General features: G+C 41.2%; 19 protein-coding genes and 1 pseudogene. 19 read left to right on the top strand and 1 reads right to left on the bottom strand.

Annotation, left to right across the window (positions count from 1 at the left end):
• The first annotated feature begins 36 nt into the window (after positions 1–36).
• The 8 genes from B4W83_RS02330 to B4W83_RS02290 all read left to right on the top strand — a co-directional run bounded on the left by B4W83_RS02330 (position 37) and on the right by B4W83_RS02290 (position 5,546).
• Positions 37–1,437 (top strand): bifunctional Cof-type HAD-IIB family hydrolase/peptidylprolyl isomerase, encoded by a 1,401-nt coding sequence (locus B4W83_RS02330; RefSeq protein WP_000339011.1) that lies wholly within the window; start codon positions 37–39, stop codon positions 1,435–1,437.
• 1 nt (position 1,438) lies between these two features.
• Entirely contained in the window at positions 1,439–1,798 is a 360-nt protein-coding gene (locus tag B4W83_RS02325; protein ID WP_000689593.1) for a S1 RNA-binding domain-containing protein, read from the top strand.
• A gap of 53 nt (positions 1,799–1,851) precedes the next feature.
• Positions 1,852–2,601, top strand: coding sequence for a tRNA1(Val) (adenine(37)-N6)-methyltransferase (locus B4W83_RS02320; protein WP_000390772.1), 750 nt, complete (start codon positions 1,852–1,854; stop codon positions 2,599–2,601).
• Positions 2,591–2,875, top strand: a complete 285-nt coding sequence (locus B4W83_RS02315; protein WP_000349609.1) for a GIY-YIG nuclease family protein — start codon at positions 2,591–2,593, stop codon at positions 2,873–2,875. The genes B4W83_RS02320 and B4W83_RS02315 overlap by 11 nt, the downstream gene beginning before the upstream one ends.
• A 208-nt stretch (positions 2,876–3,083) precedes the next feature.
• Complete coding sequence (locus tag B4W83_RS02305; RefSeq protein WP_000036028.1) at positions 3,084–4,019, top strand: manganese-dependent inorganic pyrophosphatase; 936 nt, start codon at positions 3,084–3,086, stop codon at positions 4,017–4,019.
• 86 nt (positions 4,020–4,105) lie between these two features.
• Positions 4,106–4,618, top strand: coding sequence for a YiiX/YebB-like N1pC/P60 family cysteine hydrolase (locus B4W83_RS02300; RefSeq protein ID WP_000892242.1), 513 nt, complete (start codon positions 4,106–4,108; stop codon positions 4,616–4,618).
• A complete protein-coding gene (locus tag B4W83_RS02295) occupies positions 4,602–5,252 on the top strand; it encodes a DUF1803 domain-containing protein (protein WP_000614472.1) in 651 nt (216 codons plus the stop codon). The genes B4W83_RS02300 and B4W83_RS02295 overlap by 17 nt, the downstream gene beginning before the upstream one ends.
• Positions 5,253–5,351: 99 nt before the next feature.
• The gene (locus B4W83_RS02290; RefSeq protein WP_000051203.1) at positions 5,352–5,546 is read left to right on the top strand and encodes a CsbD family protein; all 195 of its coding nucleotides are present in this window, start codon (positions 5,352–5,354) and stop codon (positions 5,544–5,546) included.
• Positions 5,547–5,591: 45 nt separating this feature from the next.
• On the opposite strand, the gene B4W83_RS02285 is transcribed toward B4W83_RS02290, so the two are convergent.
• Positions 5,592–7,037: a UDP-N-acetylmuramoyl-L-alanyl-D-glutamate--L-lysine ligase gene (locus tag B4W83_RS02285; protein ID WP_000590274.1), complete on the bottom strand. Its 1,446-nt coding sequence runs from the start codon at positions 7,035–7,037 to the stop codon at positions 5,592–5,594.
• A gap of 105 nt (positions 7,038–7,142) precedes the next feature.
• On the opposite strand from B4W83_RS02285, the gene B4W83_RS02280 reads away from it, so the two are divergent.
• The 11 genes and pseudogenes from B4W83_RS02280 to B4W83_RS02235 all read left to right on the top strand — a co-directional run bounded on the left by B4W83_RS02280 (position 7,143) and on the right by B4W83_RS02235 (position 21,372).
• Positions 7,143–8,765: a putative polysaccharide biosynthesis protein gene (locus B4W83_RS02280; protein ID WP_000017786.1), complete on the top strand. Its 1,623-nt coding sequence runs from the start codon at positions 7,143–7,145 to the stop codon at positions 8,763–8,765.
• Positions 8,766–8,970: 205 nt separating this feature from the next.
• On the top strand, positions 8,971–10,929 hold the full coding sequence (locus tag B4W83_RS02275) for a peptide ABC transporter substrate-binding protein (protein WP_000748867.1): 1,959 nt from the start codon (positions 8,971–8,973) through the stop codon (positions 10,927–10,929).
• Between the two features lie 171 nt (positions 10,930–11,100).
• A pseudogene (locus tag B4W83_RS13245) lies at positions 11,101–11,874 on the top strand (ABC transporter transmembrane domain-containing protein); the annotation flags it as partial.
• A gap of 186 nt (positions 11,875–12,060) precedes the next feature.
• Entirely contained in the window at positions 12,061–12,783 is a 723-nt protein-coding gene (locus B4W83_RS13240; protein WP_025170631.1) for an ABC transporter ATP-binding protein, read from the top strand.
• Positions 12,784–12,940: 157 nt separating this feature from the next.
• Positions 12,941–14,035, top strand: a complete 1,095-nt coding sequence (locus tag B4W83_RS02265; protein WP_000031969.1) for a cystathionine gamma-synthase — start codon at positions 12,941–12,943, stop codon at positions 14,033–14,035.
• Positions 14,036–14,042: 7 nt separating this feature from the next.
• On the top strand, positions 14,043–15,209 hold the full coding sequence (locus B4W83_RS02260) for a MalY/PatB family protein (RefSeq protein ID WP_000521386.1): 1,167 nt from the start codon (positions 14,043–14,045) through the stop codon (positions 15,207–15,209).
• 92 nt (positions 15,210–15,301) lie between these two features.
• Positions 15,302–18,400, top strand: a complete 3,099-nt coding sequence (locus tag B4W83_RS02255; RefSeq protein WP_001096284.1) for a pilus expression-regulating Snf2 family helicase — start codon at positions 15,302–15,304, stop codon at positions 18,398–18,400.
• Between the two features lie 47 nt (positions 18,401–18,447).
• Positions 18,448–19,065, top strand: a complete 618-nt coding sequence (gene zapJ / locus B4W83_RS02250; protein WP_000808233.1) for a divisome accessory protein ZapJ — start codon at positions 18,448–18,450, stop codon at positions 19,063–19,065.
• Between the two features lie 10 nt (positions 19,066–19,075).
• Complete coding sequence (murC, locus tag B4W83_RS02245) at positions 19,076–20,410, top strand: UDP-N-acetylmuramate--L-alanine ligase (RefSeq protein WP_001127123.1); 1,335 nt, start codon at positions 19,076–19,078, stop codon at positions 20,408–20,410.
• Positions 20,411–20,419: 9 nt separating this feature from the next.
• Entirely contained in the window at positions 20,420–20,881 is a 462-nt protein-coding gene (locus B4W83_RS02240; protein WP_000405299.1) for a GNAT family N-acetyltransferase, read from the top strand.
• Positions 20,878–21,372: a GNAT family N-acetyltransferase gene (locus B4W83_RS02235; RefSeq protein WP_000702440.1), complete on the top strand. Its 495-nt coding sequence runs from the start codon at positions 20,878–20,880 to the stop codon at positions 21,370–21,372. The genes B4W83_RS02240 and B4W83_RS02235 overlap by 4 nt, the downstream gene beginning before the upstream one ends.
• The last annotated feature ends 6 nt before the right edge of the window (positions 21,373–21,378 follow it).

The following is a 21,378-nucleotide window of genomic DNA, read 5'->3' as shown; positions in this document are numbered from 1 at the left end:
TATAATGGAAAGAGTTAGATTGAAAGAGGTAGTGAGATGGATGCCAAATTAAGATACAAGGCAAAAAAGATTAAGATTGTCTTTTTTGATATTGATGATACATTGCGAAATTCCAAGACAGGTTTTATTCCGTCTTCAATCCCAACTGTTTTTAAGCAATTACGTGAGAAAGGAATCTTGACAGGTATTGCTTCTGGACGGGGGATTTTTGGTGTTGTACCAGAGATTCATGAACTGAATCCTGACTTTTTTGTGACCTTAAATGGGGCTTATATCGAAGATAAAAAAGGTCAGGTTATTTATCAACATCAGATTGAGAAGTCAGATGTTGAGGAGTATATTTCTTGGGCCAAGCAAGAGGAAATAGAGTATGGCTTGGTTGGGAGTCATGATGCCAAATTGTCGACTCGTACCGATATGATTAGTGAAGCTATCAATCCAATTTATCCCGATTTAGATGTAGATCCTGATTTCCATGAAAAAGAAAATATCTATCAGATGTGGACTTTTGAAGATAAAGGAGATGACTTGCACTTGCCTGACAGTCTCTCAGACAAACTTCGCATGGTTCGTTGGCATGAGCATTCGTCTGATATTGTGCCGATTTCAGGCTCCAAAGCGACGGGGGTGGAAAAGGTTGTGGAACATCTTGGCTTGAAACCAGAGAAGGTCATGGTTTTTGGAGATGGCCTCAACGACTTGGAACTCTTTGATTATGCTGGAATCAGCGTTGCAATGGGAATTTCTCATGATAAGATCAAAGAAAAAGCAGATTATATTACAAAAGCACTAGAAGAAGATGGCATTTTTGATGCCTTAGAAGGATTTGGTATGGTAGAAAAAGAATTGCATTTCCCACAAGTAGACATTGAAACAGTAGAAGGTCCTATCGCGACTATTAAGACCAATCACGGAGACTTGCGTATTAAACTTTTCCCTGAACATGCTCCTAAAACAGTAGCTAACTTTGTAGCTCTTGCAAAAGATGGTTACTATGATGGTGTCATTTTCCACCGTATTATCAAGGACTTTATGATTCAAGGTGGAGACCCAACTGGAACTGGTATGGGTGGCGAGTCCATCTACGGCGAATCTTTTGAGGATGAATTCTCAGAAGAACTTTACAATGTCCGGGGTGCCCTTTCTATGGCCAATGCTGGTCCAAATACTAACGGCAGCCAGTTCTTTATCGTGCAAAACCAACACCTACCTTATTCTAAGAAAGAAATTGCTCGTGGTGGTTGGCCAGAACCGATTGCGGAAATCTATGCCAACCAAGGAGGAACTCCTCACCTAGACCGCCGTCATACTGTTTTTGGTCAGCTAGCTGATGAAGCTTCTTACGCTGTTTTGGATGCAATCGCTGCTGTTGAAACAGGGGCTATGGACAAGCCAGTTGAAGATGTTGTGATTGAAACAATTGAAATCGAGGACTAAGATGAAAATCGGTGATAAGCTAAAGGGACGTATTACAGGGATTCAGCCCTACGGTGCCTTTGTTGAGCTAGAGACGGGTGATACGGGGCTGATTCACATTTCAGAGATTCGGACAGGCTTTATTGAAAATATTCATGAAGCCTTGAAAGTCGATGAAGAGGTTCAAGTTCAGGTAGTGGATTTAGATGAATTTACAGGGAAAGCAAGTCTTTCTATCCGCACTTTGGAGGAAGAAAAGCACCAGTTTCCGAGACGGAGACGCTTTTCAAGCGACCGTTTTAACTACGGCTTTGCGCCTCTTAAACGAATGATGCCAATTTGGACTAGAGAAGCCTTGCACTATTTAAAAAAGAAGAAGTAGTTTAGAATTTTATATTTTTTGTAATGTTAATATAAATCTGCTATAATAGAACCATGGAAGAAGAACAATTATTAAAATCAGGGGAGCGAATTAACCAGCTCTTCTCAACAGATATTAAAATCATTCAAAATAGAGAGGTTTTTAGCTATTCGGTGGATAGTGTTCTCTTGTCACGTTTTCCACGTTTTCCTAAAAAGGGCTTGATAGTGGATTTCTGCGCTGGGAATGGAGCGGTGGGGCTATTTGCTAGCACTCGTACTCAGGCACAGATTTTGGCTGTTGAGATTCAGGAGCGTTTGGCGGATATGGCTGAACGCTCTGTCCGTTTGAATGGTTTGGAAGAGCAGATGGAGGTCATCTGTGATGATTTGAAAAATATGTCTGCTTATATCCAGGGAAGTAAGGTGGATATGATTTTGTGTAATCCGCCCTATTTCAAGGTGGATCCTCATTCCAATCTGAACGAGAGCGAGCATTATCTCTTGGCGCGCCATGAAATCACGACCAATTTGCAGGAAATCTGTCGTAGTGCCCAGAGTATTCTCAAGTCCAATGGACGGTTGGCTATGGTTCATCGTCCTGACCGACTCTTGGACATTCTGGATATGTTGCAACGACATAATCTAGCACCTAAGCGCCTGCAGTTTGTTTATCCAAAGAGGGAAAAGGAAGCCAATATGCTTTTAATTGAGGCTATCAAGGATGGCTCGACAAGTGGCTTTAAGGTCTTGCCACCTCTCATTGTCCACAATGATGATGGCTCTTATACGCCGGAACTCGAAGAGATTTATTATGGATCATAAGGCTTATATGTATGTGCTTGAGTGCCGTGATGGTTCCTACTATACGGGTTATACGACTGATGTTAGAAAACGCCTCGCTGTCCACAATAGTGGGAAGGGAGCCAAATACACACGAGCACGCTTGCCAGTCAAACTCATCTATGCTCAAGGTTTTGCCAGTAAGGAAGAAGCCATGTCAGCTGAAGCCCTTCTCAAGCGTAAGACGAGGCCACAGAAGGAAAGATTTTTATCTGAAAATCAAGATAGAAATTTACTTATACTCAATGAAAATTAAAGAGCAAACTAGGAAGCTNNGTTGTGGATAGAACTGACGAGGTCAGTACCCATACCTACGGCAAGGCGAAGCTGACGTGGTTTGAAGAGATTTTCGAAGAGTATAAGTTATTTTGAAGAATCGTGAGGAGCCCTTTGACTCCTCTTACTTTTGTCAAAAAGCGAAAAAAATGCTACAATAAAGAGAATAAACAAAATGAGGTATTATCATGTCTAAGATTCTAGTATTTGGTCACCAAAATCCAGACTCAGATGCCATCGGGTCGTCTGTAGCCTTTGCCTACCTTGCAAAAGAAGCTTACGGTTTGGATACGGAAGCTGTTGCTCTTGGAACTCCAAATGAAGAAACAGCCTTTGTCTTGAACTATTTTGGTGTAGAAGCACCGCGTGTTATTACTTCTGCCAAAGCAGAAGGAGCAGAGCAAGTTATCCTGACTGACCACAATGAATTCCAACAATCTATATCAGATATCGCTGAAGTGGAAGTTTATGGTGTTGTAGACCACCACCGTGTGGCTAATTTTGAAACTGCAAGCCCACTCTACATGCGTTTGGAGCCAGTTGGTTCAGCGTCTTCAATCGTTTATCGTATGTTCAAAGAACATGGTGTAGCTGTTCCTAAAGAGATTGCTGGTTTGATGCTTTCAGGTTTGATTTCAGATACCCTTCTTTTAAAATCACCAACAACACACCCAACAGATACAGTCATTGCTCCTGAATTGGCTGAATTAGCTCGTGTAAACTTGGAAGAATATGGCTTGGCTATGTTGAAAGCTGGTACAAACTTGGCTAGCAAATCTGCTGAAGAATTGATTGACATCGATGCTAAGACTTTTGAATTGAACGGAAATAATGTCCGTGTTGCTCAAGTAAACACAGTTGACATCGCTGAAGTCTTGGAACGCCAAGCAGAAATTGAAGCTGCAATGCAAGCTGCTAACACAGCAAATGGTTATTCTGACTTTGTCTTGATGATTACAGATATCGTCAACTCAAACTCAGAAATCTTGGCTCTTGGTGCCAATATGGGCAAGGTCGAAGCGGCTTTCAACTTCAAACTTGAAAACAATCATGCTTTCCTTGCGGGTGCCGTTTCACGTAAGAAACAAGTGGTACCTCAATTGACTGAAAGCTTCAATGCTTAAGATTTTGAGTGTTAATTCAAATTAGGAAAGGCTAGTTTGCCTTATATCGAAAGGAGTTTCGGCTCCTTTTTTTCTAGGAGTGAAGTATGTTAGAAAATGGTGATTTGATTTTTGTGAGAGATGAGTCGGACATGGGACAGGCTATCCAGACTTCCACAGGCAACTATAACCATGTTGCCATTTATTTGGATGGGATGATTTACCACGCTAGTGGACAAGCTGGTGTTGTTTGTCAAGAATCTGCAGACTTCTTTGAGTCCAATCACTTGTACGACCTCTATGTTTACCCAGAAATGGATATCCAGTCGGTGAAGGAAAGAGCTTGCAAACATCTTGGAGCTCCCTACAATGCTTCTTTCTATCCAGATGGAGAAGGTTTTTACTGTTCCCAGTACATGGCAGAAATCCTACCGATTTTTGAAACCATACCTATGAAATTTGGGGATGGGGAGCAGGAGATTAGTGATTTTTGGAGGGAGTATTACAGAGAGCTAGGTCTGCCTGTTCCTTTGAAGCAGCCGGGGACCAATCCTAGTCAGTTGGCAGCATCGCCTCTGTTAGAATGTAAAGAAAGGAATCTTCATGATTCAGATTTTTAATCCATCTCGTTTGACGAGACAGCCATTTTTTGGAGAATTGATCCGCTATCTGGACCAGCATGAGGATGTGATTTTACGGGAAATTAAGACTCAGTTTCCAGATGTAGCAGTTGACAAACTCATGGAAGAGTATATAAAGGCTGGCTTTATTCTACGGGAAAATAAGCGTTATTACCTCAATCTTCCTATGCTTGAATCACTCGATAATCTCGAACTGGATCAAGAGATTTTTGTCAGCGAAGATAGTCCGGCCTATCAAACTTTGTTGGAGCAGAGTTTTGAGACAGAATTACGAAATCAAACCAATGCAGCTATTTTAGTTGAAAAGACAGACTTTACGCGGACAAAAATGACCCTGTCCAATTATTTCTACAAGGTCAAGCATCAGTATCCTTTGACAGAAAAACAGCAGGAACTCTATGACATTTTAGGAGATGTTAATCCTGAGTATGCCCTCAAATACATGACAACTTTTTTGTTGAAATTTCTCAAAAAAGACCAGCTTATGCAGAAACGCCGTGATATCTTTGTGGACAGTTTAGTTGTCCTGGGTTATATAGTCCAAAATGAAGATGGAAAGTATGAGTTGGCTGTCGATTTTGACAAGGAGAGATTAACTTTCTATTTAGTGTGATTGCTTTTTCTGAGCACATTGTTTGACTTTATCTACCGATAAGTTTATACTAATGTAACCGATAACACATATCGGAATAAAACTAAAGGAGACAATCATATGTCACTTGAAAACAAATTGGAACAAGCAACAGGCGTTGTCAAAGAAGGTTTTGGTAAAGTTACTGGAGACAGCAAGACAGAACTTGAAGGAGCTGTTGAAAAAACAGTTGCTAAGGCAAAAGACGTTGTAGAAGACGCTAAAGGTGCTGTAGAAGGTGCCGTTGAAGGTTTGAAAAACGTTTTTACTAAATAATAGTAAAAAATCAGGGGTTTTATTTTCCCTTGATTTTTTCTATTCTTATAAATAATTTTCTGCTACGGCTGCATCTCCTGGATAGGCTTCTTTCTTTCCTTGGACGATTTGGTAGCAATCAGCTCCCTTACCAGCAATAATGACAGCATCTAATTCGTGATTTGTGATAGCCATAGCTGCCTTGATGGCCTCTTGGCGATCCGCAATTTTTTCAACAGGATGATTGATGTAGCTACTGATTTCATCTGCAATGGCCATTGGGTCTTCATAGTTGGGGTCATCAGCAGTCAAAAAGACTTGAATCTCAGGATGTTGATTGAGGAGGAGGCCAAAGTTCTTACGACGACTTTCTCCCTTGTTTCCTGTTGAACCCAGAACCAAAGCAATCTTTCCAGTTTGATGAGTTTCAACCACATTGATGAGTTTTTTCAGACTATCCCCATTGTGGGCGTAATCGATGAATACCTTGGCTCCATTTTTCTGAGTCAGGACTTCCATACGACCAGGAACGCGGGTTGCAGCGATGCCTTTTTTGATGTCCTCAAGACTTGCTCCGAGACGGAGACAAGTAAGTCCAGCAGCAACTGCATTTTCTTGGTTGAAGTTGCCAATGAGTTGGATATCATAATCACCAGCGAGTTTACCCGTAGCTGAAAAGCTAAAGGCTTTGGAATTCTCGATTTGATTATTTGATTGGCTACCATAGAAATCATGGTCTTGATTTTCCACTTGTTCTTTCAAGACAGAAAAGTGGTCCATGTCACTGTTAACGATGACTGCTCGGCTATTTTCCATCAAGAGACGTTTGTGGTAGAAGTAGTCTTCAAAGCTAGGGTGTTCAATCGGGCCGATATGGTCTGGGCTGATATTGAGGAAAACTCCCACATCAAAGGTTAGACCATAGACACGTTTGACCAGATAGGCTTGACTGGAGACTTCCATGATGAGGTGGGTACGGTCATTTTGTACAGCTTGATGCATCATATCAAAGAGGTCAATACTCTCAGGAGTTGTCAATGCAGACTTAAAGAAAGTCTTGCCATCTAAAGTCGTATTCATGGTTGACAAGAGGGCGGTTGGGTGGCGTTGAGATAGGATGTTGTAAGCAAAGTAAGCTGCTGTTGTCTTACCCTTGGTTCCAGTAAAGGCAAGGAGTTTGAGTTTTTCCTGTGGATTTCCATAAAATTCCATAGCAATCAGACTCATAGCTTTCTTGATATCGCTGACGATAATGGCAGGAATACCAACCTCATAGTCCTTTTCAGCAACATACCAACCGAGTCCTTGAGAGATGGCAGAAAGCAGAAATACCTTCTTAAAGGCAGCACCCTTGACGAAAAAGAGGCTCTTTTCTTTGGCCTTGCGGCTGTCATAACAGATACTATCAAAAACAACTTCGCTGTAGTTGTAGTGATAATGTCCTTGGTCGATAATCTCACGGAAGAGACCATCTTTCTTTAAAATATCTAATACGGTTTCAATCTTTATCATACTTTCTATTGTAAACCGAAAGTCGCAAATTTACAAGTAACAAGGAAAAGTTTATAATGGAAGATAAGGAGTGTTTCCTAGTTATCAAAATTGAATGAGGAATCTATGTCGCACGAAAACAATCACCAGCAGGCCCAGATGTTACGGGGGACTGCTTGGCTAACGGCTAGTAACTTTATCAGTCGCCTGCTTGGGGCCATCTATATTATCCCTTGGTACATCTGGATGGGGTCTTATGCGGCTACGGCCAATGGTCTCTTTACCATGGGTTACAATATCTATGCTTGGTTCTTGCTGGTTTCAACAGCAGGTATTCCGGTTGCAGTGGCCAAGCAAGTTGCCAAGTACAATACCATGAGAGAAGAGGAGCATAGCTTTGCCCTGATTCGGAGCTTTTTAGGCTTTATGACAGGACTAGGCCTGGTTTTTGCTTTAGTTTTGTATCTCTTTGCTCCTTGGCTAGCAGACTTGTCTGGCGTGGGCAAAGACTTGATCCCAATCATGCAAAGCTTGGCTTGGGGAGTCTTGATTTTCCCGTCTATGAGTGTTATCCGAGGATTTTTCCAAGGGATGAATAACCTCAAACCTTATGCCATGAGCCAAATTGCTGAGCAGGTCATTCGTGTTATCTGGATGCTCCTAGCAACCTTTATCATTATGAAGCTTGGTTCAGGAGATTACCTAGCAGCGGTTACCCAATCGACCTTTGCGGCCTTTGTCGGTATGGTAGCCAGTTTTGCAGTTTTGCTTTATTTCCTTGCCCAAGAAGGTTCACTCAAAAGAGTCCTTGAAACAGGGGATAAGATTAACAGCAAGCATCTTTTGATCGATACCATTAAGGAAGCCATTCCTTTTATCTTGACAGGGTCTGCCATCCAGCTCTTCCAGATTTTGGACCAGCTGACCTTTATCAATAGTATGAGCTGGTTTACCAACTACAGCAATGAGGACTTGGTTATCATGTTTTCTTATTTCTCAGCCAATCCTAATAAAATCACGATGATTTTGATTTCTGTTGGGGTTTCGATTGGGAGTGTTGGTTTGCCACTTTTGACGGAAAACTATGTCAAGAGGGACTTGAAGGCAGCTTCTCGTCTCGTTCAGGACAGTCTCACCCTACTCTTTATGTTCTTGCTACCAGCAACGGTTGGAGTGGTTATGGTAGGAGAACCTCTTTATACAGTCTTCTATGGCAAGCCAGACAGTTTGGCTATGGGCTTATTTGTCTTTGCAGTTTTGCAGTCTATTATTTTAGGCTTGTACATGGTCTTGTCCCCCATGCTTCAAGCCATGTTCCGCAACCGCAAGGCCGTTCTCTATTTTATCTATGGTTCTATTGCCAAGCTGGTCTTGCAACTGCCTACCATCGCCCTTTTCCACAGTTATGGTCCCTTGATTTCAACAACCATCGCTCTTATCATTCCTAACGTCTTGATGTATCGGGATATTTGTAAAGTAACGGGTGTTAAGCGCAAGGTGATTGTGAAGCGAACCATTTTAATCAGTTTGCTGACCCTAGTCATGTTTCTGTTAATAGGAACCATCCAGTGGCTGTTAGGATTTGTTTTCCAACCAAGTGGACGTTTGTGGAGCTTCTTTTATGTAGCTCTTGTCGGTGCCATGGGGGGTGGACTCTACGGATTCATGAGTCTCTATACTCGTCTCTTAGATAAGGTTATTGGACAGGCCAAAGCTGCCCACTTGCGAGCAAAATTTAAGTTTTCTTAAGATAGCATTTATAAATAAAAGGAATAAGTTGAACAATCTTTTAGGAGAACTTGAAACTTATTCCTTTTTTTAGCGTCAAAACAGCTAAAATTATCTTTTAAGAGTAGAAGATGAGGCCTTTTTCGATTTTTTTGGACAAAATCATTGACTAAACAAACTAAACGTTGTATAATAAAACAAATATTTAAATCAGGAGGTTCTGGAAATGAAAAAGTCTAAGAGCAAATATCTAACCTTGGCAGGTCTTGTCCTGGGTACAGGAATTTTATTGAGCGCGTGTGGAAATTCTAGCACAGGATCAAAAACCTATAACTATGTTTATTCAAGTGATCCATCTAGTTTGAACTATCTAGCAGAAAACCGCGCAACAACAAATGATATTGTGACCAACCTGGTAGATGGTCTCATGGAAAATGACCAATATGGGAACTATGTGCCATCCTTGGCAGAGGATTGGAGTGTTTCTAAGGACGGTTTGACCTATACCTACAAACTTCGTAAGGATGCCAAGTGGTTTACTTCTGAGGGAGAAGAATATGCTCCTGTAACTGCCCAAGATTTTGTGACAGGTTTGCAATATGCGGCTGATAAAAAATCAGAAGCCTTGTATCTAGTGCAGGACTCTGTTGCAGGTTTGGATGACTATATCACTGGTAAAACAAGCGACTTTTCAACTGTCGGTGTCAAGGCTCTTGATGACCAAACGGTTCAATACACCTTGGCTCGACCAGAACCTTACTGGAACTCAAAAACGACATCAACCATTCTTTTCCCAGTCAATGCGGATTTCCTAAAATCAAAAGGGGATGATTTTGGCAAGGTAGACCCTGCTAATATTTTGTACAGTGGACCTTTCTTGATGAAAGCTTTTGTTTCAAAATCTGTCATCGAATACAAGAAAAATCCTAACTACTGGGATGCTAAAAATGTCTTTGTAGATGATGTTAAATTGACCTACTATGATGGTAGTGACCAAGATGCTCTTGTTCGTAATTTTACAGACGGAGCCTATAGCTACGCTCGTCTCTATCCAAATAGTTCAAGTTTTGAAGGGATTAAAGAAAAATACAAAGATGATATCATCTACAGTATGCAGACTGCTACGTCTTATTACTGGAATTTTAACCTAGATAGACAAGCTTATAAATTTACTTCTAAGACGACCGACATTGAAAAGAAATCAGCTCAGGAAGCAGTTCTTAATAAAAACTTCCGTCAAGCTATTAACTTTGCCTATGATCGTACAGCCTATGGGGCTCAAACTCAGGGAGAAGACGGAGCGACTAAGATTTTGCGTAACTTGGTTGTTCCTCCAACCTTTGTAAGTATCAAGGGAAAAGACTTTGGTGAAGTAGTAGCCTCTAAGATGGTCAATTATGGTAAGGAATGGCAAGGTATCAACTTTGCGGATGGTCAAGACCCTTATTACAATCCTGAGAAAGCCAAGGCTAAATTTGCTGAGGCCAAGAAAGAGCTAGAAGCTAAGGGAGTTCAATTCCCTATTCATTTGGATGCGACAGTTGACCAAGCTTCTAAGAAGGGGATTCAAGAAGTAAGCTCTATGAAGCAATCTATTGAAGCAGCTTTAGGTACGGAGAACGTCGTTATTGATATCCAACAGTTATCAACAGAGGACTATCATAACTCAAGTTACTTTGCTCAAACAGCAGCTCAAAAAGATTATGACCTTTACAATGGTGGTTGGGGTCCTGACTACTTAGATCCATCAACCTATCTTGATATCTTTAGTGTCAAGAATGGTGGGGTTCTACAAAATCTTGGACTCGAGCCTGGTGAAGCCAACGACAAGGCTAAGGCAGTTGGACTTGACACTTATACTCAAATGTTGGAAGAGGCTAATAAGGAGCAAGACCCAGCCAAACGTTATGAGAAATATGCTGATATTCAAGCATGGTTGATAGATAGTTCTCTAGCGATTCCAAATGTTTCATTAGGTGGAACGCCTAGCTTGAGAAAAACAGTTCCTTTCTCAGCACCTTATTCATTGGCTGGTAATAAAGGGGTTGAATCATATAAATACCTCAAAGTACAAGATAAGATTGTCACAACAGACGAATATGCAAAAGCCAGAGAAAAATGGTTGAAAGAAAAAGAAGAATCCAATAAAAAAGCCCAAGAAGAATTGGCAAAACATGTCAAATAAAATCTAATTGTAGATAAGTTTGTGTAAGAAGTCTTTGTGCTTAAAAACGCATAATATCAGGTATATAAAATCCTAGATGTTATGCGTTTTGTTATAGGAAGATTTATTAGATTTTATCCTCAAATTGAGTTATTCCCGACTTTATCCGTTGAAATATTATAAGGAGTATTTATGAAATTAAAATTATTAAGAGTAGATACTAAGGTGATTATGGGGAGTTTCTTACTTGTTCTGTCTAGTCTACTTGCTTTGTTGCTTCCCCTTATCTTAAAGGGTTTAATAGATGGGAGTTCTATTGAAAATATAGGTTCCAAAGTATTTCAATCGTTTTTGATTTTTATTGGTCAAGCCTTGTTTTCTTCTATTGGTTACTATCTGTTTAGTCAATCGGGTGAAAAAAAGATAGCAAAAATCAGGAAAAAAGTGATAGAGGGGTTGATTTATGCAGAGAAATCCTTCTTTGATAAGAGCCAAAGTGGGGAGTTGACTTCTGCCATTGTCAATGACACGAGTGTCATTCGTGAGTTTTTAATTACGACTTTCCCAAATATTATTTTGAGTTTAGTTATGGTACTTGGTTCCATCATAGTCTTATTTAGTCTTGATTGGAATCTTTCTCTACTTTTATTCATCACTCTTCCTTGTATGATGTTTATTATCTTGCCCCTTTCCAATATCAGTGAAAAGTATAGTCGTCGTTTACAGGAGGAAATCGGATTTTTAACAGGGCAATTGACTGAAAAGATTCAAGAACATGAATTAATTAAGACTAACCAAGCAGAGAAAAGTGTACAGGATGTTTTGGATAATTGTATTGAAAGGGTACAAAACAATTCACTGAAATCAGATAGGATTACTTCTTTTGAGACCCCGTTTGCTCTCTTATTTATCTTTGCGACTATAGCTGTGATGCTAACCTATGGGGGTTATCGGGTCAGCGCAGGATATATATCTGTGGGAACCTTGGTTTCGTTTTTGATTTACCTCTTTCAATTACTTAATCCTATTAGTAATATAGCTAATTTTGTAACTGTTTATTCTAGGAGTAAGGGATCTTCAGTTGCACTGGAGAACTTGCTTGCAGTTCCTAAAGAAAAATTTGAGGGAGGAAAATCGGTATCAGGACAAGGGTTGAATTTTAACCATGTCTATTTTGGTTATGATGAAAATCGACCTGTCTTAAAGGATATTACTTTCTCCATTTTCAAGGGGCAAAAAATTGCTTTTGTTGGACCATCTGGATCAGGAAAATCAACGATTGTGCGTTTGTTAGAGCGGTTTTATAAACCGCTTTCAGGAGATATTCTAATGGAGCAATCAAGTATATATGATTTTAACTTAAAAGAATGGAGAAGTAAAATCGCTTGGGTTTCACAAAATAATGCAGTCTTATCTGGCAGTATTCGTGACAATCTTTGTCTCGGTTTGAATCGCTTAGTAACTGATGATGAATTGATGAAAGTGCTAGACTTAGTATCACTAGGTGATGAGATTCGCTCCATGAAAGAGGGACTAGATACTGAGGTTGGTGAACGCGGACGACTCTTGTCAGGGGGACAAAGCCAAAGACTTCAAATAGCTAGAGCCTACTTAAAAGATGCTGAAATTCTTATATTTGATGAAGCCACTGCTAATCTTGATGCGGATTCTGAGTATGCGATTATCAGTAGCCTCTATTCTGTACTAAAGGAGAAGACAGTTGTGATTATAGCGCATCGTTTGTCAACGGTAAAAGATGTGGATTGTATTTTCTTCTTAGAGGAGGGGAAAATCACTGGCTCAGGAACTCATAAGGAACTACTGGAAAATCATGAGCGTTATGCTCGTTTTGTGCAGGAGCAAATGATAGAGTGAAGGTGTCTTTTGAGATTCACCATTTTATAGTCTATTAAAGGGAGCAGGAAAAACTCCCTTTTTATATAGTTTGAAACTATAGCTAGCTCTTGAAAAGAAGAAAATGAGTTGATGAAAATAAGTGGTACAATAGTTACTATAGATTTGGAGGTATTGTATGAGCAAGGAATTACACATTAACACAATTTTGGCCCAGGCGGGCATTAAGTCAGATGAAGCGACAGGTGCATTGGTGACACCGCTCCATTTTTCAACGACCTATCAGCATCCAGAGTTTGGTCGATCTACTGGGTTTGACTATACGCGCACTAAAAATCCAACTCGTAGTAAGGCTGAGGAAGTCTTGGCGGCTATTGAGTCAGCAGACTATGCCCTAGCGACTAGCTCAGGGATGTCAGCTATTGTACTGGCCTTTAGCGTCTTTCCAGTAGGAAGTAAGGTCTTGGCAGTGCGTGATCTTTACGGTGGTTCTTTTCGCTGGTTTAACCAAGTGGAGCAGGAAGGTCGTTTCCATTTTACCTATGCCAATACAGAAGAAGAGTTGATTGCCGAGTTAGAAAAGGATGTGGATGTTCTCTATATCGAAACCCCAACCAATCCCTTAATGTTGGAATTTGATATCGAAAAACTAGCAAAATTGGCTCATGCTAAGGGTGCCAAAGTGGTGGTGGACAATACCTTCTATAGCCCTATCTACCAACGTCCGATTGAAGATGGAGCAGATATGGTTCTCCATTCAGCAACCAAGTATCTAGCAGGCCACAATGATGTCTTGGCTGGAGTGGTTGTAACCAATAGTTTAGAACTATACGAGAAGCTCTTTTACAATCTCAATACGACAGGGGCAGTCTTGTCTCCATTTGACAGCTACCAGTTGCTTCGTGGTCTCAAGACCTTGTCTCTTCGTATGGAGCGCTCAACAGCCAATGCCCAAGAAGTGGTTGCCTTTTTGAAGGATTCTCCAGTAGTTAAGGAAGTTCTCTACACTGGTCGTGGGGGCATGATTTCCTTTAAAGTAGCCGATGAAACGCGCATTCCACATATTTTGAACAGTCTTAAGGTCTTCTCTTTTGCGGAAAGTTTGGGTGGTGTAGAAAGTCTTATTACTTATCCAACGACACAAACCCACGCTGATATTCCAGCAGAAGTGCGCCATTCTTACGGTTTGACAGATGACCTCTTGCGCTTGTCGATTGGGATTGAGGATGCTAGAGATTTGATTGCAGATTTGCGCCAAGCCTTGGAAGGATAAGATAAAGATGGGAAAATATGATTTTACAAGCCTGCCCAATCGTTTAGGGCATCATACCTATAAATGGAAAGAAACAGAAACGGATAGTGAAGTTCTACCAGCTTGGATAGCAGATATGGACTTTGTAGTCTTGCCTGAAATCCGCCAAGCTGTGCAGACTTACGCTGATCAATTGGTCTATGGCTATACCTATGCCAGTGAAGAGTTAATTAAGGAAGTTCAAAAGTGGGAAGCCACACAACACGGTTATCACTTTGACAAAGAGGCTCTTGTCTTTATCGAGGGCGTTGTACCTGCCATCTCAACAGCTATTCAAGCTTTCACAAAAGAAGGCGAAGCGGTTTTGATTAACACGCCTGTCTATCCACCTTTTGCTCGCAGTGTCAAGTTGAACAACCGCAGATTGATTACCAATTCTTTGGTGGAAAAGGATGGTCTGTTTGAGATTGACTTTGACCAACTTGAAAAGGATTTGGTGGAAGAGGAGGTTAAACTCTATATTCTTTGCAACCCTCACAATCCTGGTGGACGTGTTTGGGAAAAAGAAGTGTTGGAGAAGATTGGCCAACTCTGCCAAAAACACGGTGTTTTGTTAGTTTCAGATGAGATTCACCAAGATTTGACCCTCTTTGGTCACAAACACCAGTCTTTCAATACCATCAATCCTGCCTTCAAAAATTTTGCTATCGTCTTGAGCAGTGCCACTAAAACATTTAATATTGCTGGGACAAAAAATTCCTATGCAGTCATTGAAAATCCTAAGTTGAGACTGGCTTTCCAGAAACGCCTGTTGGCCAATAATCAGCATGAAATTTCAGGCTTGGGTTATTTGGCGACAGAAGCTGCCTATCGATACGGTAAAGATTGGCTAGAGGAACTCAAGCAAGTCTTTGAAGATCACATCAATTATGTGGTGGATCTATTTGGAAAAGAGACTAAAATCAAGGTCATGAAACCGCAAGGTACCTACTTGATTTGGCTTGACTTTTCAGCCTATGACCTGACTGATGAAACATTGCAAGAGTTGTTGAGAAATGAAGCCAAGGTTATCCTTAACCGTGGTTTGGATTTTGGAGAGGAAGGAAGTCTCCATGCCCGCATCAATATAGCCATGCCCAAATCTCTGTTGCAAGAAGTCTGTCAGCGGATTGTGGCTACTTTTGCCAAACGTTAAAAATCCATCCTTCTAGGAGAAAAGTCTTCCTAGAAGGCTATTTTCATAGGCGAAAATATGGTATAATAAACAGATAAGGTAAAGGTGAAAATATGGCTAAATTGATTCCGGGGAAAGTTCGTATCGAAGGTGTTGCCCTTTATGAAACTGGTAAGGTTGATATCATCAAGGAAAAGAACAATCGGCTCTATGCTCGCGTTGCAGAAGAAGAACTGCGCTATAGTTTAGAGGATGATTTGGTTTTTTGTGCCTGTGATTTTTTTCAAAAGAGGGGCTACTGTGTGCATTTGGCAGCGCTAGAGCATTTTCTGAAAAATGATGAGCGTGGTCAGGAAATCTTGTGGAGTCTGGAAGAAGGTCATGAAGAAAAAGAGGCCGTTGAAACCAAGGTGACCTTGGGTGGCAAGTTTTTGGATCGAATTTTATCTCCAAAATCAGAATGCGCCTATGAGTTATCAGCTGTGGGTCAGGTGGAAGCAGGAACCAATCATATCTTGTGGACTCTGAGAATCGGCCAAATCAATAGCCAAAAATACTATGTCATTCGGGATATTCCACTTTTTTTAAGGATTGTCGAGCAGAGAAAGTCGTATATGATTGGCAAGATTTATGAGGAGTCTCTTTCTTGGGAAGCTTTTGATGAGGCCAGCCAAGAACTTTTGACTTTCTTGCACGGACTAACGGAGGAAGGGCTGGTTCCAGACCTCTTTTTCCAAAACCAAGGTCGGCACCTCTTTTTCCCTCTGACCTTTTTTGAGCAGGGTGTGAATTTACTGATGGCCTTGCCCCATTTTCAATTTGACCATCAAGTGGATAGCTACCAAACCCTGCTTTTTCAGGATATGCATGCTGATGCCAATCTATTTGCCTTTACAGTAACAGAATACTCGGACTATTTTGAAATGGAAATCAGTGAGAGTCCTAGGGTCAATGTCTTTTATCAGGGAGCAGTACTTTTCCATAAAGGTCAGGTTTATTTTTTAACAGACCAGCAGATGCGTCTTCTCAAGGAAATTAAAGTGTTACCTGTGGGTCAACAAGGAAAGAAATACCTGCAATTTGATAGCAGTGATCGAGACAAATTGGCCTCCTGTCTGACTCTTTTTATCCAGATGGGTACCGTTTCAGCTCCAGAACGTCTACAAATCAAAACTTTTGCGCCCTCTTTTTACTTTGACAGGGAAGAAGATAATCGGATTCGTTTAGAAATTCAGTTTGATTATGGAAATAGACAGGTATCTAGCCGACAAGAGCTAGAAGAATTACCATTTTCAAGTGACACGGACTTAGAAGAAAGAATTTTCCAAGTCTGTTTGGCTGCGGGCTTTGAAGCAGATTTTCAATCTTGGCGTCAGGCCTTAAAAGCAGAGTCTGTCTATCATTTCTTCCATGAAATCATTCCAGTCTTTGAAAAACTTGGAAATGTTGATTTATCAGACAAGTTAGAAGAGTTTTATAGTCTAGCAAGCCCTCAAGTGCAGATTACTTCCAAGGGAGGTCTCTTGGAAATTCAATTTGATTTTCAAGATATAGCCCAAGAGGAAATTGACCAAGCTATGCAGGCCTTGGTTGATAATCGAGATTTTTATATTGATTCGTCTAATAAAGTCTACTTTTTCGATGAAGAAACCAAGAAAATTCGTCAAAATCTACAGGAGCTGGGGCAATTTGAATTAAAAGATGGCTCCTTGCAGGCTCGGAAATCCTTGGCTTATAGTTTAGCTCATCTCTTTGAAGGACGTGACCGTGTTTCTTTTTCACAAGAATTCCAGAATCTGGCTCACGATTTGACGCATCCAGAGGACTTCCCTAGACAAGCAACTCAGGTTCAGGCTGACTTACGAGATTATCAGGAAAAGGGAATCAGCTGGCTACAGATGCTCCATCACTATGGTTTTGGTGGGATTTTGGCTGACGATATGGGACTTGGTAAAACCCTGCAGACCATTGCTTTTTTGACCAGTCAAGTGACAAAAGAAAGTCGAGTCTTGATTTTAGCACCGTCAGGTTTGATTTACAACTGGGCAGATGAGTTTCAGAAATTTGCCCCACAGTTGGATGTGGCTGTTGTTCATGGTTTGAAAGCTAGTCGTGAGGAGATTCTTGCTGAAAGCCATCAAATCTATGTGACGAGCTATGCTACCTTCCGTCAGGACAGTGAGCTTTATCAGGGGATGGCCTTTGACTTCCTTTTCTTAGATGAGGCTCAGGTCATGAAGAACGCCCAGACCAAGATTGCCCAGACCTTGAGACAGTTTGTGGTGCCGTCAGTTTTTGCTCTGTCAGGGACACCGATTGAAAACCATCTAGGTGAGCTGTGGTCTATTTTCCAAATCGTCATGCCAGGACTTTTGCCAAGCAAGAAAGAATTTATGAAATTGCCAGCTGAACGCGTGGCTCAGTTTATCAAGCCTTTCGTGATGAGGCGCAAGAAAGAAGAAGTTCTGACCGAATTGCCAGACTTAATAGAAGTAGTTTATAAGAATGAACTGGAAGACCAGCAAAAGGCTATCTACCTAGCCCAGTTGCAACAGATGAGAGATAGATTGGCTCAAGTATCAGATCAGGAATTTCAGCGAAGTCGTGTGGAAATCTTGTCTGGTCTGATGCGCTTGCGCCAAATCTGTGACACCCCTGCCCTCTTTATGGAGGATTATCAGGGAGCTAGTGGCAAACTGGATAGTCTCCGAGACCTGCTGGTACAGGTGGTAGACGGTGGACACCGTGTCTTGATTTTCTCTCAGTTCAAGGGAATGTTGGAGAAAATAGAACAAGAACTGCCAGACTTGGGCATGACTTCCTTTAAAATTACAGGTTCAACTCCAGCCAAGGAAAGACAAGACATGACCAAGGCCTTTAACCAAGGGGAAAGAGATGCCTTTCTGATTTCCCTCAAGGCTGGTGGTGTCGGTCTGAACCTGACAGGTGCTGATACAGTGATTTTGGTTGACCTTTGGTGGAATCCTGCGGTGGAAGCGCAAGCTATTGGCCGTGCCCATCGGATGGGTCAGGAAGAAACGGTTGAGGTCTATCGCTTGGTGACCAGGGGAACCATTGAAGAAAAAATTCAGGAACTCCAAGAACAAAAGAAACATCTGGTGTCACAAGTATTGGATGGAACAGAGTCACGTGGCAGTCTCAGCCTAGCAGAAATTAGAGAAATTTTGGGAATTTCTGAAGCCAGCACTTGAAAAATCAAGACAATACGCTATAATGAAGTGTTGAAAGGAAATAGAAAATGAAACAAGAACGATTTCCATTGGTGTCAGATGACGAGGTCATGCTGACTGAGATGCCAGTCATGAACTTGTACGATGAGTCTGATCTGATCAGTAATATCAAGGGTGAGTATCGAGATAAAAATTATTTAGAATGGTCTCCTATTACTGAAGAGGCGCCAGTAAAACCGATTGAAAAGCAAGTCGAGAAACCTAAAAAAGCTCCTTTAGGGGTAAAAAAAGAAGGAAAGAGCTATGCGGAGGTGGCGCGTGAAGAAGCGCGTGCAGACTTGAAAAAGAAACGCTCTGCTAACTATCTAACTCAGGATTTCAGCCGTGCGAGACGTCATTCTAAATCAGGCCTTGTTAGACAGGGCAGTCAACCGACAGCGCCTTTCCAAAAGGAAAATCCTGGTGAATTTGTCAAATATAGCCAAAAATTGACCCAGTCTCATTATATCTTGGCGGAAGAAGTTCATTCTATCCCTACCAAGAATGAAGAAGTGTCAGCACCTGCTCCAAAGAAAAACAACTATGATTTTCTAAAGAAGAGCCAAATCTACAATAAAAAAAGTAAACAAACAGAACAAGAACGTCGGGTTGCCCAAGAGTTGAATCTGACCAGAATGACAGAATAGGGGAGAAAACATGCCAAAGACATATCATTTTATCGGAATTAAGGGATCAGGGATGAGTGCCTTGGCCTTGATGTTGCACCAAATGGGGCATAAGGTACAGGGATCAGATGTTGAGAAGTACTACTTTACTCAACGTGGTCTTGAGCAGGCAGGAATTACTATTCTTCCTTTTGATGAAAAGAATCTAGACGGTGATATGGAAATTATCGCTGGAAATGCCTTTCGTCCAGATAACAACGTCGAAATTGCCTATGCAGACCAAAATGGTATCAGCTACAAACGTTACCATGAGTTCCTAGGTAGCTTTATGCGTGACTTTGTTAGCATGGGAGTAGCAGGAGCGCATGGAAAAACTTCAACGACAGGTATGTTGTCTCACGTCTTGTCTCACATCACAGACACCAGCTTCTTGATTGGAGATGGGACAGGTCGTGGTTCGGCCAATGCCAAATATTTTGTCTTTGAATCTGACGAATATGAGCGTCACTTTATGCCTTACCACCCAGAATACTCTATTATCACCAACATTGACTTTGACCATCCAGACTATTTCACAAGTCTAGAGGATGTTTTCAATGCTTTTAACGACTATGCTAAACAAATTACCAAGGGTCTTTTTGTCTATGGTGAAGATGCAGAATTGCGTAAAATTACGTCTGATGCACCAATTTATTATTATGGTTTTGAAGCAGAAGGTAATGACTTTGTAGCTAGTGAGCTTCTTCGTTCTACGACTGGTTCAACCTTCACCGTTCATTTCCGTGGACAAGACTTGGGGCAATTCCACATCCCAACCTTTGGTCGTCACAATATCATGAATGCGACAACCGTTATTGGTCTTCTTTACACAGCAGGATTTGATTTGAACTTGGTGCGTGAGCACTTGAAAACATTTGCTGGTGTTAAGCGTCGTTTCACTGAGAAAATTGTCAATGATACAGTGATTATCGATGACTTTGCTCACCATCCAACAGAAATTATTGCGACCTTGGATGCGGCTCGTCAAAAATACCCAAGCAAGGAAATTGTAGCAGTCTTCCAACCGCATACCTTTACAAGAACCATTGCCTTGTTAGATGACTTTGCCCACGCTTTAAACCAAGCAGATGCTGTTTACCTAGCGCAAATTTATGGGTCAGCTCGTGAGGTAGACCATGGAGATGTCAAGGTAGAAGACCTAGCTAATAAAATCAACAAGAAACACCAAGTGATCACTGTTGAAAATGTTTCACCACTCCTTGACCATGACAATGCTGTCTATGTCTTTATGGGAGCAGGAGATATCCAAACCTATGAATATTCATTTGAACGACTCTTGTCTAACTTGACAAGCAATGTTCAATAGGTTATTCTCATGGAAATTCCAATTAAGATCATTCAGGCAAGTCAGTCTGATTTGGCTGAGATAGAGGCACTTCAAACTTCGTCTTTTCCGGCTGAAAAGCAGCAACCTTCCCATATCTTAGAAGAAAGTATCCGTAAGTGTGCGGATACCTTTCTTCTAGCTAGGGATGAAAACCAACTTTTAGGCTATATTCTATCAAGTCCCCAGTCAGACAATCCGCAATGTCTAAAAGTAGATTCTTTAGTCATTGAGTCTGACCATCAGAGACAAGGATTGGGAACACTTCTTCTTGCGGCTTTGAAAGAGGTGGCAGTTGAGCTGGATTACAAAGGGATTCGTTTGAAGAGTCCTGATGAGCTGCTTTCCTATTTTGAAATGAGCGGTTTTATTGATGAAGAAACTTCCCTTTATGAAACTAGCCAGGGTTTTAGTATGATTTGGTTTAATCCCTATTATCTGGAGGTACAATGAAGATCAGACAAGCAAGATTAGAAGATTTAGAACGTATCGTTGAGATTGAACTAGAAAATTTCTCGGTAGAAGAAGCTATTCCTCGATCTGTTTTTGAATCGCATTTGCGAGAAATTCAGACCTCTTTTCTGGTTGCGGAAAAAGTAGGTAGAATCATGGGGTACATAGAAGGGCCAGTTGGACCACACCGCCATCTGCAAGACCAGTCCTTTACAGAAGAAATAAAAGACTATAGTCATGAGCCTGGTGGTTATATCTCTGTGACCTGTCTTTCTATTGCCAAAGAAGCACAGGGCCTCGGACTTGGACAAAAATTACTAATAGCCTTGAAAGAAGTTGCTCTTGAAGATAAGAGAGATGGCATTAACCTAACCTGTCATGACTATCTCATCGCCTACTATGAAAAGCACGGATTTGTCAATGAAGGCTTGTCCCAGTCAACCTTTGCAGGGGAAACCTGGTATGATATGGTTTGGGAAACGAAAAAATAAGCTAGG

It is taken from the genome of Streptococcus pseudopneumoniae ATCC BAA-960 = CCUG 49455 (assembly GCF_002087075.1).
Lineage (GTDB): Bacteria > Bacillota > Bacilli > Lactobacillales > Streptococcaceae > Streptococcus > Streptococcus pseudopneumoniae.
Note: the sequence above shows the minus strand (reverse complement) of the source record. Positions and strands in the feature narration are given on the sequence as shown.

Excerpts from the sequence above, each read along its gene's own strand:
- B4W83_RS02330 (WP_000339011.1), top strand. The coding sequence starts at position 37 with ATGGATGCCAAATTAAGATACAAGGCAAAAAAGATTAAGATTGTCTTT.
- B4W83_RS02325 (WP_000689593.1), top strand. The coding sequence starts at position 1,439 with ATGAAAATCGGTGATAAGCTAAAGGGACGTATTACAGGGATTCAGCCC.
- B4W83_RS02320 (WP_000390772.1), top strand. The coding sequence starts at position 1,852 with ATGGAAGAAGAACAATTATTAAAATCAGGGGAGCGAATTAACCAGCTC.
- B4W83_RS02315 (WP_000349609.1), top strand. The coding sequence starts at position 2,591 with ATGGATCATAAGGCTTATATGTATGTGCTTGAGTGCCGTGATGGTTCC.
- B4W83_RS02305 (WP_000036028.1), top strand. The coding sequence starts at position 3,084 with ATGTCTAAGATTCTAGTATTTGGTCACCAAAATCCAGACTCAGATGCC.
- B4W83_RS02300 (WP_000892242.1), top strand. The coding sequence starts at position 4,106 with ATGTTAGAAAATGGTGATTTGATTTTTGTGAGAGATGAGTCGGACATG.
- B4W83_RS02295 (WP_000614472.1), top strand. The coding sequence starts at position 4,602 with ATGATTCAGATTTTTAATCCATCTCGTTTGACGAGACAGCCATTTTTT.
- B4W83_RS02290 (WP_000051203.1), top strand. The coding sequence starts at position 5,352 with ATGTCACTTGAAAACAAATTGGAACAAGCAACAGGCGTTGTCAAAGAA.
- B4W83_RS02285 (WP_000590274.1), bottom strand. The coding sequence starts at position 7,037 with ATGATAAAGATTGAAACCGTATTAGATATTTTAAAGAAAGATGGTCTC.
- B4W83_RS02280 (WP_000017786.1), top strand. The coding sequence starts at position 7,143 with ATGTCGCACGAAAACAATCACCAGCAGGCCCAGATGTTACGGGGGACT.
- B4W83_RS02275 (WP_000748867.1), top strand. The coding sequence starts at position 8,971 with ATGAAAAAGTCTAAGAGCAAATATCTAACCTTGGCAGGTCTTGTCCTG.
- B4W83_RS02265 (WP_000031969.1), top strand. The coding sequence starts at position 12,941 with ATGAGCAAGGAATTACACATTAACACAATTTTGGCCCAGGCGGGCATT.
- B4W83_RS02260 (WP_000521386.1), top strand. The coding sequence starts at position 14,043 with ATGGGAAAATATGATTTTACAAGCCTGCCCAATCGTTTAGGGCATCAT.
- B4W83_RS02255 (WP_001096284.1), top strand. The coding sequence starts at position 15,302 with ATGGCTAAATTGATTCCGGGGAAAGTTCGTATCGAAGGTGTTGCCCTT.
- zapJ (WP_000808233.1), top strand. The coding sequence starts at position 18,448 with ATGAAACAAGAACGATTTCCATTGGTGTCAGATGACGAGGTCATGCTG.
- murC (WP_001127123.1), top strand. The coding sequence starts at position 19,076 with ATGCCAAAGACATATCATTTTATCGGAATTAAGGGATCAGGGATGAGT.
- B4W83_RS02240 (WP_000405299.1), top strand. The coding sequence starts at position 20,420 with ATGGAAATTCCAATTAAGATCATTCAGGCAAGTCAGTCTGATTTGGCT.
- B4W83_RS02235 (WP_000702440.1), top strand. The coding sequence starts at position 20,878 with ATGAAGATCAGACAAGCAAGATTAGAAGATTTAGAACGTATCGTTGAG.